Genomic DNA, 14,578 nt, shown 5'->3' with positions numbered 1-14,578 from the left:
AGAAAACTTTCCGTTCGCCTTGCCACAGGACAAACCATGAGCACCAACTCGGGAAGTATCGTGGGGACACCTTCGGGAGGGCGGCCAGGCTTGGCTTTGCGGGTCAGTTGAACGTCAGTTTAGCCTAAATTGCTATGCGTTGCCCGTCGTGATAGTGCGCATTCCGACGGTAGGGTTTCATGCCGCATCAGGCTTCGGCGAGGACGCTTCGGCATGCATCCGTAGCGGTCTCTGCTTACGTCCCGCGCATGGCAACCCGTCGTGACATACCCTATCTGGAGATGCCGCATTGCGAATGCAAGAGCGCGCGCCGGCACGTTTGCGCGCCATTGCCATCTTTTGTCCGCGAGCCGCTCGCGCGGCGCAGCAAGCGATGTTAGAATGCACCGTGACGGGCCTCCTCGCATGGAGGGGCGGTCAACCTGGTCAGGTCGGGAACGAAGCAGCCACAGCCGTTTTCCGCCAGTGCCGAGGGTCGGGCTCGTCACCTTCGCTTTTCATCCTGCTGGTTTTCATCCCGGCTTGTCGTCGCGGTTGTCATCGCGGTTGTCATCCCCCTCGCGGTTTTCCCCTTGCTTCCTCCGAAGTGTCACGTGCTCGCGTCGTTCGAAACGCGGTATCGTCTATCGCCTGAGTAGCGAAATTCAATGGACCATCAGAGCATTGTCACGCCTTGCGTGAGCGCGCTGTCGATTCGCCTTTTCGCAGCAGTGTTGCTGATACAATTTCCGGATGACCTATCAAGTTCTCGCACGCAAATGGCGGCCGAAGGATTTCGCGTCGCTCGTCGGACAGGAGCATGTGGTGCGCGCGCTCACGCACGCGCTCGACGGCGGCCGTCTGCATCACGCCTACCTTTTCACGGGGACGCGGGGCGTTGGCAAGACGACGCTCTCACGGATCTTCGCGAAGGCGCTCAACTGTGAAACGGGCGTAACGGCTACGCCATGCGGCGTCTGCCGCGCTTGCCGCGAGATCGACGAGGGGCGTTTCGTCGATTACGTCGAAATGGACGCGGCGAGCAATCGCGGCGTCGACGAGATGGCCGCGCTGCTCGAACGCGCGGTGTATGCACCCGTCGATGCACGCTTCAAGGTCTACATGATCGACGAAGTGCACATGCTGACGAACCACGCGTTCAACGCGATGTTGAAGACGCTGGAAGAGCCACCGCCGCACGTCAAGTTCATCCTCGCCACGACCGATCCGCAGAAAATTCCCGTCACGGTGCTCTCGCGCTGTCTTCAGTTCAATCTGAAGCAGATGCCGGCGGGGCATATCGTGTCGCACCTCGAGCGCATTCTCGGCGAGGAGAACGTTCCGCACGAGGCGCAGGCGCTGCGTCTGCTTGCGCGCGCTGCGGATGGTTCGATGCGCGATGCGCTGTCGCTGACGGATCAGGCCATCGCGTACTCGGCCAACCAGGTCACCGAGGAAGCCGTGCGCGGCATGCTCGGCGCGCTCGATCAGAGCTATCTGATCCGTCTGCTCGACTCGGTGGCTGCGGGCGATGGCGCTGCCGTGCTGGCTGTCGCCGACGAAATGGCATTGCGCAGCCTGTCGTTCTCCACGGCGCTGCAGGATCTCGCTGGGCTGCTGCATAAGATCGCGTGGGCGCAGTTCGCGCCGTCGTCGGTGCTCGACGAATGGCCGGAAGCCGCCGATCTGCGACGCTTCGCCGATGCGCTGAGTCCCGAGCAGGTACAGCTCTTCTATCAGATCGCGACGATCGGCCGAAGCGAACTCGGCCTCGCGCCGGACGAATACGCGGGCTTCACGATGACGCTGCTGCGCATGCTCGCCTTCGAGCCGGCGCCGAACGGGGGCGGAGGCGGCGTGGCGCCCGCAGGGCGTTCGGCCGTTCCGGCAGCGGCAGGCGCGAAGCGCACGGGCGCGCCCGTCGCGGCGGCTGCGTCGCAGCCGCAGGCCCGCGCGACCGATGCGCCGACGCAATCGGCGGCCGCTGCGGCCGCTGCGGCCGCGGTGCGTACCGAGCCGCCTCGACAGCCGCAAGCAGATCGCGAAGCGTTCGTATCGCAGACACCTTCAATCGATGCGGCGCCGGAAACGGCAGCAGCGCCAGCCGATGAAGAAGTGACGCCGACGTTCGTGGCCGAATCCGGCGCGGCGTCCGAGGCGGCGCCCGCACAAGACGACGCGCCGCAAGCCGAAATTGCGCCGAACGACGGCGCGCCTACGCGAGTGGTGGCCGCACAAGCGGCAGCGTCGCAAGCGCGGCCTGAACCCACGTCGCGCCGCACGGGCGGCGCGAGCGCGGCGCTCGACGTGCTGCGCAATGCGGGCATGAAGGTCTCGACGGATCGAGGCCGTCCAGCGGCGGCAGCACCGGCAGGGGCGCCCGCACCCGCAGCGAAACCCGCCGCGCCGCGCGTGGCCGTTCGCGTGCCGACGCCGGACCCGGCCCGCCGCGCCGCAGCCGCCGCCCAGCAGGATGCGCCCGCGCGTGGCGAGGCACCGCGAGCGGCTCAGCAGCAAGCCGCAGGCCAACCGGTTCCGCCGTGGGAGGACATTCCGCCCGACGACTACATGCCTGCCTCGTCGGACGATGCGTTCTTCGCGCCGCCCGACGACAACTTCATTCCTGTCTTCGACAGCGGCCCCGACGATGTCGTCGTTGGCCTAGGCAGCGCGTCCGCCGCGACATCCACAGCCGCGCCCGTCGTCGATATCCGCACGCTGCCGCCCGCCGTGCCGCTCGACGCGATCGGCTTCGACGGCGACTGGCCAGCGCTCGCGGTGACGCTGCCGCTCAAGGGCATTTCGTACCAGCTTGCCTTCAACAGCGAGCTGATGGCGGTCGTCGGCAAGACGCTGAAACTCAACGTCGCGGTTCAGCTTTACACGGAGTCCGCGCAGATCGCGAAGCTGAAGACGGCGCTTGCCGAGCGCTTCGGCGGCGAGATCGACGTGCAGGTGGAAGTCGGCCCCGTCCGGCGCACGGCCGCGGTGCTCGACGCGATCGAGCGCGCGAAGCGCCAGCAGGAAGCCGAGCGTGAGATCGGCGCCGATCCGTTCGTGCAGTCGCTGATCCGCGAATTCGGCGCGAGCATCGTGCCGGGTTCGGTTCGCCCGCTCGCGCCGGGCGCCGAAGGCGGCCATCAGGCAGCCACTCACTGATTCTCGCGCGCGTCTTATCTGACGCGCGCGAGCGGGATAAACCCCGGATCCGACCATTACGAAGGAGCAAGTCCATGATGAAAGGCCAACTCGCCGGGCTGATGAAGCAGGCCCAGCAGATGCAAGAGAACATGAAGAAGATGCAGGAGCAACTCGCGCAGATCGAAGTCGAGGGGCAGTCGGGCGCGGGTCTCGTCAAGGTGACGATGACCTGCAAGAACGACGTGCGCCGTGTGTCGATCGACCCGAGCCTGCTCGCCGACGACAAGGACATGCTCGAAGACCTCGTCGCGGCCGCGTTCAACGACGCCGTGCGCAAGGCGGAAGCCACCGCGCAGGAGAAGATGGGCGGCATGACCTCCGGCCTGCCGCTGCCGCCGGGATTCAAGCTGCCGTTCTAAATCGCGCAGGGTGGCGGGGCACGCGAACTGTTCGCAGACGTCAGCGTCCGCGCGGCAGGGCGGCGCGAACCCGCGCGCCACGCCCCGCGCCCCGCGTCTTATTCAACTCACGATCGACGACGCCGTACCAGCATGAAACAACCTTCCGCCTTGTCGGCGCTCGTCGAAGCGCTGCGCGCGCTGCCCGGCGTCGGGCCGAAGTCCGCGCAACGCATGGCGTACCATCTGATGCAGCACGACCGGGAAGGCGCCGAAAAGCTCGGCCGCTCGTTGCTGTTCGCGACTGAGCATCTGCAGCACTGCGAGAAGTGCAACACCTTTACGGAAGCGCAGATCTGCGAAGTCTGCAGCGACACCGAACGCGATCCGACGCTGTTGTGCGTCGTCGAAACGCCCGCCGATCAGATCATGCTCGAACAGACAATGACCTATCGGGGGCTTTACTTCGTGCTGATGGGGCGGCTGAGCCCGCTCGACGGCATCGGGCCGAAAGAGATCCACTTCGACCGTCTCGTCAAACGCGCATCGGATGGCGTCGTGAAGGAAGTCGTGCTCGCGACCAACTTCACGAATGAAGGCGAGGCCACCGCGCATTACCTCGGGCAGACGCTGAAGGCGCGCGGCCTCGCCGTCACGCGGCTCGCGCGCGGCGTGCCCGTCGGGGGCGAGCTCGAGTACGTCGACGCCGGGACCATCGCGCGCGCGATGCTCGACCGGCGTTCGATGTAGCACGCCCGTCCATGGCGGCACGCGCCGCGGCAAGAGGCGCAACGGCCAGCACAAGAAGATCAGGAGACACATGAGCGCATCGACTGCTACGCCAACGGAACAACCGCGAGGGCCGCTCGCGGGCATCAAGGTGCTCGAACTCGGCACGCTGATCGCGGGCCCGTTCGCCGCGCGCTTTCTCGGCGAGTTCGGCGCGGACGTGATCAAGATCGAAGATCCCAAGGGCGGCGATCCGCTGCGCAAGTGGCGCAAGCTCTATCCCGAAGTCGGCGGGACGTCGCTGTGGTGGGCCGTCCAGGCGCGCAACAAGAAGTCGGTGACGATCAATCTGAAAGCCGACGAAGGCAAGGAAATCGTCCGCAAGCTCGCGAAGGAAGCGGACATCGTCGTCGAGAACTTCCGGCCCGGCCTGCTCGAAAAGCTCGGGCTCGGCTATGACGTGCTGTCGGCAGAGAACCCCGGCCTCGTGATGGTGCGCCTGTCGGGCTACGGGCAGACGGGGCCGTACCGCGACCGTCCCGGCTTCGGCGCGATTGCCGAATCGATGGGCGGCTTGCGTCATATCACCGGCTATCCGGACTTGCCGCCGCCGCGCATCGGCATTTCGATCGGCGATTCGATCGCGGCGTTGCACGGCGTGATCGGCGCGCTGATGGCGCTGCACCACCGGCAGGTGAACGGCGGCAAGGGCCAGGTCGTCGACGTCGCGCTGTACGAAGCCGTCTTCAACATGATGGAGAGCGTGGTGCCGGAGTACGGCGTGTACGGCATGGTTCGCGAGCGCACGGGTGCGTCGCTGCCGGGCATCGTGCCGTCGAACACTTATCCGTGCCGCGACGGCAGCATCGTGATCGGCGGCAACAGCGATCCCATTTTCAAACGGCTGATGATCGCGATCGACCGCCACGACCTCGCGAACGATCCCGCGCTCGCCCACAATGACGGCCGTGTGCCGCGCACGCAGGAGATCGACGGCGCGATTGCCGCGTGGCTCGCGAATCGCACGATCGACGAGGCGCTCGACGTGCTCAATGCCGCCGATGTGCCCGTGGGCCGCATCTACAGCGTCGCAGACATGTTCACCGATCCGCAGTACGCCGCGCGCCAAATGATCCAGACGTTCAAGTGGCAGGACGGCCGCGACATCGCGCTGCCCAACGTCACGCCGAAGCTCTCGGAGACGCCCGGCGAGACGCGCTGGCTCGGGCCGGAACTGGGTGAACATACGGATGAAGTTCTGCAAACGCTGGGTTATGATGCGGACCACATCGCAAGGTTGCACGCGCAACAGATCGTGTAGCCCGCGTACGAGATAACGCGCGAAGACGGGCGGATGAGCCCGCAACAGAACAACAATTGGAGACAGGACCATGCAACGAAGAAGCTTCCTCGCAGGCACCGCGGCGCTCGCGGGCGCATCGCTCGTCGGCTCGCCGCTCGCGTTCGCGCAGAGCAAGCTGGAGACATCGAAGGTCTCGATCGCCGTCGGCGGCAAGAACCTTTTTTACTATCTGCCGCTCACCATCGCCGAGCGCCGCAATTTCTTCAAGGACGAAGGGCTCGAAGTCGAGATCTCCGATTTCGCGGGCGGCTCGCAGGCGTTGAAGGCGGCTGTCGGCGGCAGTGCGGATGTCGTCTCCGGCGCGTTCGAGCATACGCTCCTGTTGCAGGCGAAGAACCAGTACTTCCGCGAATTCGTGCTGCAAGGGCGCGCGCCGCAGATCGTGCTTGCCGTGTCGAAGAAGACGATGGCGAGCTACAGGACGATCGCGGATCTCAAGGGCAAGAAGATCGGCGTGACGGCGCCCGGTTCGTCGACGTCGATCATGGCGAGCTTCGTGCTCGCGAAAGCAGGTCTGACGGCGAAAGACGTGTCGTTCATCGGCGTCGGCGCGGGCGCGGGGGCGATCGCCGCGCTGCAGTCGGGCCAGATCGATGCGCTCGCCAATCTCGACCCGGTGATGACGAAGCTGGAACGCGCGGGCGAGATTCGCGTCGTGTCGGATACGCGCACGCTCAACGACACGCGCACGGTGTTCGGCGGCAACATGCCCGCGGGCTGCCTGTACGCATCGCAATCGTTCATCAGCAAGAATCCGAATACGACGCAGGCGCTGACCAACGCGATGGTGCGCGCGTTGAAGTGGCTGCAGTCGGCGACGGGCACGGAGCTGATCAACACCGTGCCCGAGTCGTATCTGCTCGGCGACCGCGCGCTGTATCTCGACTCATGGCAGCACGTGAAAGAGGCGATGTCGCCTGACGGACTGATGCCCGCCGATGGTCCCGCGACGTCGCTGAAGACGCTGCAGGCGTTCGACGAGACCGTGAAGGGCAAGCCGATCGACCTGTCGAAGACCTGGACGAACGACTTCGTGAAGAAGGCGCTCGCGACGGTCAAGGCCTGACGCATAGAACAAAAGCAACGAGAAACAAGCGAGCCGAACGATGACCGTTGCCGCCCTGGCGCTCGAAAACATCACCTGCACATTTGCGTCGCGTGAGAAACGCGGGCAACGCTACACCGCCGTCAAGGACACGACCTTGCGCATCGCGCCGGGCGAGTTCGTGTCCGTGGTCGGACCGACGGGCTGCGGCAAGTCGACGTTGCTGAATGTCGGCGCAGGATTGCTGGAACCATCCACGGGCACGGTGAGCGTGTTCGGCGAGAAGCTCGCGGGCATCAACCGGCGCGCGGGCTACATGTTCCAGGCCGACGCGCTGATGCCGTGGCGCTCGGCGCTCGACAACGTGATCGCGGGCCTGTCGTTCCATGACGTGCCGCGCGCCGAAGCCCGCGCACGTGCGCAGGAATGGCTCAAGCGCGTCGGTCTCGGCGGCTTCGGGGACCGTTATCCGCATCAGCTGTCGGGTGGCATGAGAAAGCGGGTCGCAATGGCGCAGACGCTGATTCTCGATCCCGACATCATCCTGATGGACGAGCCTTTCTCCGCGCTCGACATCCAGACACGCCAGTTGATGGAAAACGAGTTGCTCGACTTGTGGGCCGCGAAGCGCAAGGCGGTGCTTTTCATCACGCACGATCTGGACGAAGCGATCGCGATGTCGGACCGCGTCGTCGTGCTGTCGGCGGGGCCGGGCACGCGGCCGATCGGCGAGTTTACGATCGACCTGCCGCGTCCGCGCGATGTCGCTGAAGTGCGCTCCCATCCGCGCTTCGTCGAACTGCATGCGCAGATCTGGAGCGTGCTGCGCGATGAAGTGCTCAAGGGCTATCAACAGCAGTTGACGGCCGCGCAGGAGGGCAACTGACCATGTGGAAAGCGTTGCGCCCGAACCGCGCGAACCTCGTGATCTGGCAGTGGCTTCTGCTCGTGCTGAGCTTCGTGCTCTGGTACGTGCTGACGAGCCCGACACTGTTGCCCGCGTTCTACTTCGACGATCCGAACAAGGCCGCGTTCTTCTTCGGCGAGCCGCAAAAGGTGCTGTTGCGGATCTGGGAGTGGTTCGCATCGGGCGAGATCTATCTGCATCTGTGGATCACGCTGATCGAAACGGTGCTCGCGTTCGCACTCGGCACGGTGCTCGGGCTCGGCGTCGGTTTGTGGCTCGCGCTGTCGCCGCTGGCGAGCGCGCTATTCGATCCGTACATCAAGGCGGCCAACTCGATGCCGCGCGTCATTCTCGCGCCGATCTTCGGCGTGTGGTTCGGTCTCGGCATCTGGTCGAAGGTCGCGCTCGGCGTCACGCTCGTGTTCTTTATCGTGTTCTTCAACGTCTATCAGGGCGTGAAGGAAGTGAGCCCCGTCGTGCTCGCGAACGCGCGCATGCTCGGCGCGAACCGCAAGCAGCTCTTGCGCGCCGTCTATCTGCCGAGCGCGATGAGCTGGGTGTTTTCCAGCCTGCATACGTCGGTGGGGCTGGCGTTCGTCGGTTCGGTGGTCGGCGAGTATCTGGGCTCGGCGCGCGGCGTCGGCTATCTGATCCTGCAGGCGGAAGGGACGTTCGACATCAATACCGTGTTCGCCGGCATTCTCGTGCTGACGGCGTTCGCGCTGATACTCGATGCGATCGTCGGCGTGCTGGAAAAGCGCCTGATGAAATGGCAACCGAAGAGCGGCGAGACGGAAAAGATCTGATCGGTTGATGTATCGAACGAAACACGGCGCGTGACCTGCAAGGGTCGCGCGCCGTTTTCACTGAATGCGGCTTTGAACGCTTACGGCGTGATCACGATCTTGCCGAGCACGCGCCGTTGCGCCATGTCGTTGAGCGCGCGCGCCGTGTCCTCGAGCGGATAGCGCGCCGACACGAGCGGCTTGAGCTTGCCTTCGCGAATCCAGCCGAGCATCTGCTGGAACGCGGCCGCATTGCGCTGCGGCTCGCGCCGCGCGAAGTCGCCCCAGAACACGCCGACGATGCTCGCACCCTTGAGCAGCGCGAGGTTGAGCGGCAGCTTCGGAATCTCGCCGTTCGCAAAGCCGACGACGAGATAGCGCCCGCGCCAGCCGATGCTGCGAAACGCGGGCTCCGCGTAGCTGCCGCCGACAGGGTCATAAATCACGTCGGGGCCTTTGCCGTCCGTGAGCGCCTTGACGCGTTCGCGCAGATCTTGCGTCGCGTAATTGATGGTCGCGTCGGCGCCATGCGCGACACAGGTCGCGAGCTTTTCGTCACTCGACGCCGCCGCGATCACGCGCGCGCCGAGCGCCTTGCCGATTTCCACGGCTGCAAGCCCAACGCCGCCCGCCGCGCCGAGCACGAGCATCGTTTCGCCCGCTCGCAACGCCGCGCGATCGACGACGGCATGGTGCGACGTGCCGTACGCGAGCGTGAAGATCGCGGCCGTCTCCAGATCGGCGTCGTCGGGCAGCGGCACGCACGCGCTGGCGTCGGCGAGCGCCTGCTCGGCAAAGCCGCCTTGCTGTGTGTAGGCAACCACGCGCATGCCCGGCCTGAACGACGTGACCCCTTCGCCCACTGCGCGCACGATGCCCGCGACTTCCGCGCCGGGCGTGAAGGGCAGCGGGGGCTTGAACTGGTACTTGTTCTGGATGATCAGCACATCGGGAAAATTGACGCTCGCCGCCTTCACGTCGATCGCGACCTGGCCGGCTTGCGGCACGAGATCGGGCAGTTCTTCGATGCTCAGGGTTTCAGGCGGACCATACTGGTTGCAGCGGATTGCACGCATCGTGTCTCCCAGCGATAAGTGTTCATGTTGATGGCAAGCGTCGCGGGTCATGTGCGAACTCGTGAGCATGCACTCGATAAGCATGCTCGCCGCGTTTCTGCACGGGAACGTCCATGTCGACGCAACGAACCGACTACGTCAATGACCCGGCGCGATCAGCCAGTGTAAAGCAAGCGCGAACGACCGTGCGCTTTTGCCGCGTCGCATCGCATGCGACGCCGGACTTGAAAGCATAGGCATGCGGCGCGCCCGTGTGTCGTTCGCGTGCCTTGTTTCCTCGGTTACAATCGCCGCATGCGAATCCTACTCAGCAATGACGACGGTTATCTGGCGCCGGGCCTTGCTGCGCTTTACGAAGCGCTGAAGCCGCTCGCCGATGTCACCGTGATGGCACCCGAACAGAATTGCAGCGGCGCGTCGAATTCGCTGACGCTGTCGCGCCCGCTGTCGGTACTGCGCTCGGCCAACGGCTTCTATTACGTGAACGGCACGCCGACCGATTCCGTCCACATCGCATTGACGGGCATGCTCGACCACACGCCCGACCTTGTCGTGTCCGGTATCAACAACGGCCAGAACATGGGCGAGGACACGCTGTATTCGGGCACCGTCGCGGCCGCTACAGAAGGCATCATGTTCGGCGTGCCGGCGATCGCGTTTTCGCTCGTCGATAAAGACTGGACGCATCTGGAAGACGCAACGCGCGTCGCCGCGGAAATCGTCGCGCACTATCTCGAGCGTCCGTTGCCAGGTCACCCGTTGCTGAACGTCAACATTCCGAATTTGCCTTACGAGCAGATGGGCGAGTGGCGCATCACGCGTCTTGGCAAGCGCCATCCATCGCAGCCCGTGATCCGGCAGACCAATCCGCGCGGCGAACCGATCTACTGGATCGGTCCGTCGGGTGCGGCCCGCGATGCCAGCGAAGGCACCGACTTCCACGCAGTGGCGAACGGCTTCGTGTCGATCACGCCGCTGCAACTCGATCTGACCGATACGGCGATGCTGCCCACGGCGTGCGACTGGGTGCGCGCCGGGAGCGGTGGTTCATGACCGGCGAGCGCGCAAAGCGCTTCCCGCTTGGCCTCGAAGACCTGGTGCGCGAGCCGCGCCGCGCCGACGCGCGCGCGGTCGACGCACGCGGCGCGAAGTCGACAGGCAAGCCCACGGCATCGAATGCGAACGCGCCAGCAGGCCGCGCGCGCAGCGGCGCAAGCGGCACGGCGGGCACGTCCAGCGTCAACGCGCAGGCAGGCGCGAAGAGCGCGACAGGCGTCTTCAGCAGCAGCAACGCGAAGGCGGCAGGCGCGCGTTCGCAGGCGCGCACGCCATCGCCGTCGATTGCATCCGGCGCGATTGCAAAAAACGCCGCTGCAATCGTCAATACGAAAAGCGCATCCACGATCCGCAACGAAGGCGCACGCAACCAGTTGCCGCGTCCCGTGACGGCATCGACGGAACGCACGGGTGCACCGAATGTCGCGTTGAGCAGCGCGCTCACGCTGACGTCCGAACGCGTGCGCGAGCGGATGGTCGAAAGGCTGCGGGCGAACGGCGTCACAGACCCGCGCGTGCTCAACGCGATGGCGATGGTGCCGCGCCACATGTTCGTCGACCCGGGTCTCGCCACGCAGGCTTACGAGGACGCGGCGCTGCCGATCGGCCATCACCAGACGATCTCGAAGCCGTCCGTGGTCGCGCGGATGATCGAGCTGGCCGCGCAGGGCCGCACGCTCGCGAACGTGCTCGAAATCGGCACCGGTTGCGGCTACCAGGCGGCCGTGCTGAGCCAGGTCGCACGCGATGTGTATTCGATTGAACGCATCAAGCCGCTTTATGAACGCGCGAAGACGAATCTGCGTCCGCTGCGCATCCCGAACATCCGTCTGCATTACGGCGACGGACGCATCGGCTTGCCGGCGGCTGCGCCGTTCGATGCGATCGTGATCGCGGCCGCGGGGCTCGATGTGCCGCAGGCGCTGCTCGAGCAGCTCGCGATCGGCGCGCGGCTCGTCGCGCCCGTCGGATCGCAGGACGGACAGTCGCAGGTGCTCACGCTCGTCGAGCGCACGGGGCCTGCGCAATGGCGCGAATCGCGGCTTGATCGCGTTTTCTTTGTCCCCTTAAAATCCGGAGTGATTTGAACCCGATGAGTATGTTTCGCGCGATGCAAAGAACCAGCCTGAATGTCCCGTTGTCCGTCGCTCAGCGCAGCGTTTGCGTGGCCATGCTGTCCATCCTGGCCGCATGTGCGACGCGGCTCGATCAGGCGCCCGTCGTCGACCGCTCCGGCACCCTCGGCACCGTCACGCAGACAGGCGCCGCGCCCGGTGCGCAGCCTGCCGTGCCGCTCGGCCCGCCGCCTCCGGGCTACTACCGAGTGAAGCCCGGCGACACGTTGTATAGGATCGCGCTCGAAAACAGCCAAAACTATCGCGACATCGCCGCGTGGAACAACCTGACGAACCCGAATCAGATCGAAGTCGACCAGTTGCTGCGCGTGGCGCCGCCGGGCGCCAATGGCGCACCCGCGGTGCCGGGCGTCGCGACGGCGCCCGTCGGCGGTGGTGCGGTGCAGAGCGCGCCGCTCACGGGCGCGCCGCCCGCGCCGTCAGCGGGGCCGGCGAACCAGCCGCCCATTTATGGCGCGGCGCCGGCTGTGACGCCGGGCACGCAGTCAGCCGCGCTCGCGCCGCCCGCCGCGAGCGATACGACGGCGTCGAACGGCAATGTGACGTTTGCGTGGCCCGTGCGCGGTCCGCTGCTCAACGGCTTTGACGATTCGAAGAACAAAGGCGTGAACATCGGCGGGGCGGCAGGGGAAGCGGTAAAGGCTTCCGCTGATGGTCGCGTGGTTTATGCAGGAAATGGGCTGCGCGGTTACGGCAATCTCATTATCATCAAACATGACGCGACGTATCTCACAGCGTATGCACATAATCGTGCTTTGATGGTAAAAGAGGGTGACGCGGTGACCAAAGGTCAGAAGATCGCCGAAATGGGCAATAGTGATTCGGACCGCGTGATGTTGCATTTCGAAGTTCGCCGCCAGGGTAAGCCTGTCGACCCATTGAAGTATTTGCCGCCGCAATAAGCCAAGCGATACGACCATGCCGAAATCGAAGCGCCGCCCATCGCAAGCAGAGACTGAGTCACTCGGCCGTGCCACGCATGTTTCTGTGGACGACGCTGGCGCTTCGGATGTCGACGACGACAATGTCGACGATCTCGACAGCACCAATGATCTCGACGAGCGCGCTTCGTCGTCGGACGACGAGTCCGAGTCCCGCGAAGGCGCAAACGATTCCGCGCCCGACGCCGACGATTTCCGCGCGCTCCTGCAGGCCGAACTGACGGCCGACACGATCCAGCACTATCTGAACCGGATCAGCGTGAAGCCGCTGCTCACCGTCGAGGAGGAGCAGCGTTACTCGCGTCTTGCGAAGGCGGGCGAATTCGACGCGCGCCAGGTGATGATCGAGCGCAATCTGCGGCTCGTGGTCAGTATCGCGAAGGGCTATCTGAACCGCGGCGTGCCGCTGCTCGATCTGATCGAAGAGGGCAACCTCGGGCTGATGCACGCGATCGAAAAATTCGACCCGACGCGCGGCTTTCGTTTTTCGACCTACGCGACGTGGTGGATCCGTCAGAGCATCGAGCGCGCGATCATGAACCAGGCGCGCACGGTGCGGCTGCCCGTGCACGTGATTCGCGAGCTGAACCAGGTGCTGCGCGCGAAGCGGCACCTCGAAAAAAATTCGATGAATTCGGGCGCGGCGGCCGACCGCCGTGACGCGAGCATCGACGACATCGCGTATTTGACGGGCAAGACCACCGACGAAGTGACTGATATCCTCGCGCTGAACGAGCACACGGCGTCGCTCGACGCGCCCCTCGATCTCGATCCGGCGAGCAGCCTGCTCGATCTGTTGTCGGACGACACCAGCCAGTCGCCTGACGCGGAAGTCCAGCACCGCGAGCTCGAAACGCTGACGCGCGCGTGGCTTGCGCGACTGTCGGACAAGCACCGGCATGTGATCGAGCGCCGCTTCGGCCTGAATCACATCGAGCCGGCCACCCTCGAAGAGCTTGCCGACGAAATGGGGCTGACGCGGGAGCGCGTGCGTCAGATCCAGCAAGAGGCGCTTGTGCGACTGAAGCGCTTCTTCGCCTCCAATGGCGTACGCAAGGACGCCGTTCTCTAGAAACTGATGACTCCAATTCTGGTTTTCGACATCGAGACGATTCCCGATGTCGCCGGCATTCGCCGGCTTGAAAGTCTTCCCGCGACGATGAGCGACGAAGAAGTCGCCGAGCACGCCTTCGGCGCGCGGCGTGAGAAGACGGGCAGCGATTTCCTGCCGCATCATCTGCAGCGCGTCGCGGCGATTTCGTGCGTGTTCCGCGACAATAGCGGCTTTCGCGTGCGCTCGCTCGGCACGACCGCTGACGGCGAAGCGGCGCTTGTGCAGTCGTTCTACCGGACCATCGAGAAATACACGCCGCAACTCGTTTCGTGGAACGGCGGCGGCTTCGATCTGCCCGTGCTGCACTACCGTGCGCTGATCAACGGGATTCGCGCGAACCGCTACTGGGACCTCGGCGAGGACGATCGCGATTTCAAGTGGAACAACTACATCAGCCGTTATCACTCGCGTCATACGGATCTGATGGATCTGCTCGCGATGTACCAGGCGCGCGCGAATGCGCCGCTCGATGCGCTCGCGAAGCTGTGCGGATTTCCCGGCAAGCTCGGGATGGACGGCGGCCAGGTGTGGCACGCGTTCCAGGCGGGGCGTATCGATGAGATTCGCAATTACTGCGAGACTGACGTGGTGAATACATATCTTTTGTATTGCCGGTTTCAGTTGATGCGGGGCGGTTTCTCGCCGGAGGAGTATGCCGATGAGATCGCGTTTGTGAAGAATGCACTCGCACAGGAATCGGCCCCGCATTGGGCCGAATATCTCGCGGCGTTTGAGAATTGATTAAGTAGCTTTTTGCGTGTGGCATTCGCGATGCGGTTCGTTTTGCCTCCGCGATGCGGTTCCTTTTGCCTTTGCGCTGGCATCCGCGATGCGCCTCGCGGCGCAGGCGTTGCCCCTGTGCGGGGCGGCACCTCCTTTCTTTGCCGCGGCAAAGAAAGGAGGCAAAG

General features: G+C 64.8%; 13 protein-coding genes and 1 other RNA gene. 13 read left to right on the top strand and 1 reads right to left on the bottom strand.

The window, feature by feature from the left end:
* Positions 1-390: 390 nt before the first annotated feature.
* From ffs to J8I87_RS04255, 8 genes are all read left to right on the top strand, one after another.
* An RNA gene (gene ffs, locus J8I87_RS04290) (signal recognition particle sRNA small type) lies at positions 391-489 on the top strand.
* 243 nt (positions 490-732) lie between these two features.
* Complete coding sequence (gene dnaX / locus J8I87_RS04285) at positions 733-3,138, top strand: DNA polymerase III subunit gamma/tau (RefSeq protein ID WP_209930220.1); 2,406 nt, start codon at positions 733-735, stop codon at positions 3,136-3,138.
* A gap of 74 nt (positions 3,139-3,212) precedes the next feature.
* Complete coding sequence (locus J8I87_RS04280) at positions 3,213-3,539, top strand: YbaB/EbfC family nucleoid-associated protein (protein ID WP_006048866.1); 327 nt, start codon at positions 3,213-3,215, stop codon at positions 3,537-3,539.
* A 132-nt stretch (positions 3,540-3,671) separates the two neighbouring features.
* Complete coding sequence (recR, locus tag J8I87_RS04275; protein WP_209930219.1) at positions 3,672-4,268, top strand: recombination mediator RecR; 597 nt, start codon at positions 3,672-3,674, stop codon at positions 4,266-4,268.
* Positions 4,269-4,338: 70 nt separating this feature from the next.
* Positions 4,339-5,568, top strand: a complete 1,230-nt coding sequence (locus tag J8I87_RS04270; protein ID WP_209930218.1) for a CaiB/BaiF CoA-transferase family protein — start codon at positions 4,339-4,341, stop codon at positions 5,566-5,568.
* Between the two features lie 70 nt (positions 5,569-5,638).
* A complete protein-coding gene (locus J8I87_RS04265) occupies positions 5,639-6,676 on the top strand; it encodes an ABC transporter substrate-binding protein (protein WP_209930217.1) in 1,038 nt (345 codons plus the stop codon).
* A 40-nt stretch (positions 6,677-6,716) separates the two neighbouring features.
* A complete protein-coding gene (locus J8I87_RS04260) occupies positions 6,717-7,541 on the top strand; it encodes an ABC transporter ATP-binding protein (RefSeq protein WP_209930216.1) in 825 nt (274 codons plus the stop codon).
* 2 nt (positions 7,542-7,543) lie between these two features.
* The gene (locus tag J8I87_RS04255) at positions 7,544-8,368 is read left to right on the top strand and encodes an ABC transporter permease (RefSeq protein WP_209930215.1); all 825 of its coding nucleotides are present in this window, start codon (positions 7,544-7,546) and stop codon (positions 8,366-8,368) included.
* Between the two features lie 80 nt (positions 8,369-8,448).
* On the opposite strand, the gene J8I87_RS04250 is transcribed toward J8I87_RS04255, so the two are convergent.
* A complete protein-coding gene (locus J8I87_RS04250; RefSeq protein WP_209930214.1) occupies positions 8,449-9,423 on the bottom strand; it encodes an NADPH:quinone oxidoreductase family protein in 975 nt (324 codons plus the stop codon).
* 294 nt (positions 9,424-9,717) lie between these two features.
* Here J8I87_RS04250 and surE point away from each other — a divergent pair, with 294 nt between their 5' ends.
* Genes surE through J8I87_RS04225 form a run of 5 tightly spaced genes read left to right on the top strand, consistent with a single transcriptional unit; the run spans position 9,718 to position 14,411 of the window.
* Positions 9,718-10,476, top strand: coding sequence for a 5'/3'-nucleotidase SurE (surE, locus tag J8I87_RS04245; protein WP_209930213.1), 759 nt, complete (start codon positions 9,718-9,720; stop codon positions 10,474-10,476).
* On the top strand, positions 10,473-11,567 hold the full coding sequence (locus tag J8I87_RS04240; RefSeq protein ID WP_209930212.1) for a protein-L-isoaspartate(D-aspartate) O-methyltransferase: 1,095 nt from the start codon (positions 10,473-10,475) through the stop codon (positions 11,565-11,567). Before surE ends, J8I87_RS04240 begins: the two co-directional genes overlap by 4 nt.
* Positions 11,568-11,572: 5 nt before the next feature.
* The gene (locus J8I87_RS04235; RefSeq protein ID WP_209930211.1) at positions 11,573-12,517 is read left to right on the top strand and encodes a peptidoglycan DD-metalloendopeptidase family protein; all 945 of its coding nucleotides are present in this window, start codon (positions 11,573-11,575) and stop codon (positions 12,515-12,517) included.
* A gap of 16 nt (positions 12,518-12,533) precedes the next feature.
* Positions 12,534-13,628, top strand: coding sequence for an RNA polymerase sigma factor RpoS (gene rpoS / locus J8I87_RS04230; protein WP_209930210.1), 1,095 nt, complete (start codon positions 12,534-12,536; stop codon positions 13,626-13,628).
* 6 nt (positions 13,629-13,634) lie between these two features.
* On the top strand, positions 13,635-14,411 hold the full coding sequence (locus tag J8I87_RS04225) for a 3'-5' exonuclease (RefSeq protein WP_209930209.1): 777 nt from the start codon (positions 13,635-13,637) through the stop codon (positions 14,409-14,411).
* Positions 14,412-14,578 lie beyond the last annotated feature (167 nt).

Origin of the sequence: Paraburkholderia sp. LEh10 (assembly GCF_017814945.1) — a bacterium.
Classification (GTDB): Bacteria; Pseudomonadota; Gammaproteobacteria; order Burkholderiales; family Burkholderiaceae; genus Paraburkholderia.
This window is presented reverse-complemented; position numbering and strand designations above follow the sequence as displayed.

Coding starts and splice junctions, on each gene's coding strand:
- dnaX (WP_209930220.1), top strand. CDS start 733: ATGACCTATCAAGTTCTCGCACGCAAATGGCGGCCGAAGGATTTCGCG.
- J8I87_RS04280 (WP_006048866.1), top strand. CDS start 3,213: ATGATGAAAGGCCAACTCGCCGGGCTGATGAAGCAGGCCCAGCAGATG.
- recR (WP_209930219.1), top strand. CDS start 3,672: ATGAAACAACCTTCCGCCTTGTCGGCGCTCGTCGAAGCGCTGCGCGCG.
- J8I87_RS04270 (WP_209930218.1), top strand. CDS start 4,339: ATGAGCGCATCGACTGCTACGCCAACGGAACAACCGCGAGGGCCGCTC.
- J8I87_RS04265 (WP_209930217.1), top strand. CDS start 5,639: ATGCAACGAAGAAGCTTCCTCGCAGGCACCGCGGCGCTCGCGGGCGCA.
- J8I87_RS04260 (WP_209930216.1), top strand. CDS start 6,717: ATGACCGTTGCCGCCCTGGCGCTCGAAAACATCACCTGCACATTTGCG.
- J8I87_RS04255 (WP_209930215.1), top strand. CDS start 7,544: ATGTGGAAAGCGTTGCGCCCGAACCGCGCGAACCTCGTGATCTGGCAG.
- J8I87_RS04250 (WP_209930214.1), bottom strand. CDS start 9,423: ATGCGTGCAATCCGCTGCAACCAGTATGGTCCGCCTGAAACCCTGAGC.
- surE (WP_209930213.1), top strand. CDS start 9,718: ATGCGAATCCTACTCAGCAATGACGACGGTTATCTGGCGCCGGGCCTT.
- J8I87_RS04240 (WP_209930212.1), top strand. CDS start 10,473: ATGACCGGCGAGCGCGCAAAGCGCTTCCCGCTTGGCCTCGAAGACCTG.
- J8I87_RS04235 (WP_209930211.1), top strand. CDS start 11,573: ATGAGTATGTTTCGCGCGATGCAAAGAACCAGCCTGAATGTCCCGTTG.
- rpoS (WP_209930210.1), top strand. CDS start 12,534: ATGCCGAAATCGAAGCGCCGCCCATCGCAAGCAGAGACTGAGTCACTC.
- J8I87_RS04225 (WP_209930209.1), top strand. CDS start 13,635: ATGACTCCAATTCTGGTTTTCGACATCGAGACGATTCCCGATGTCGCC.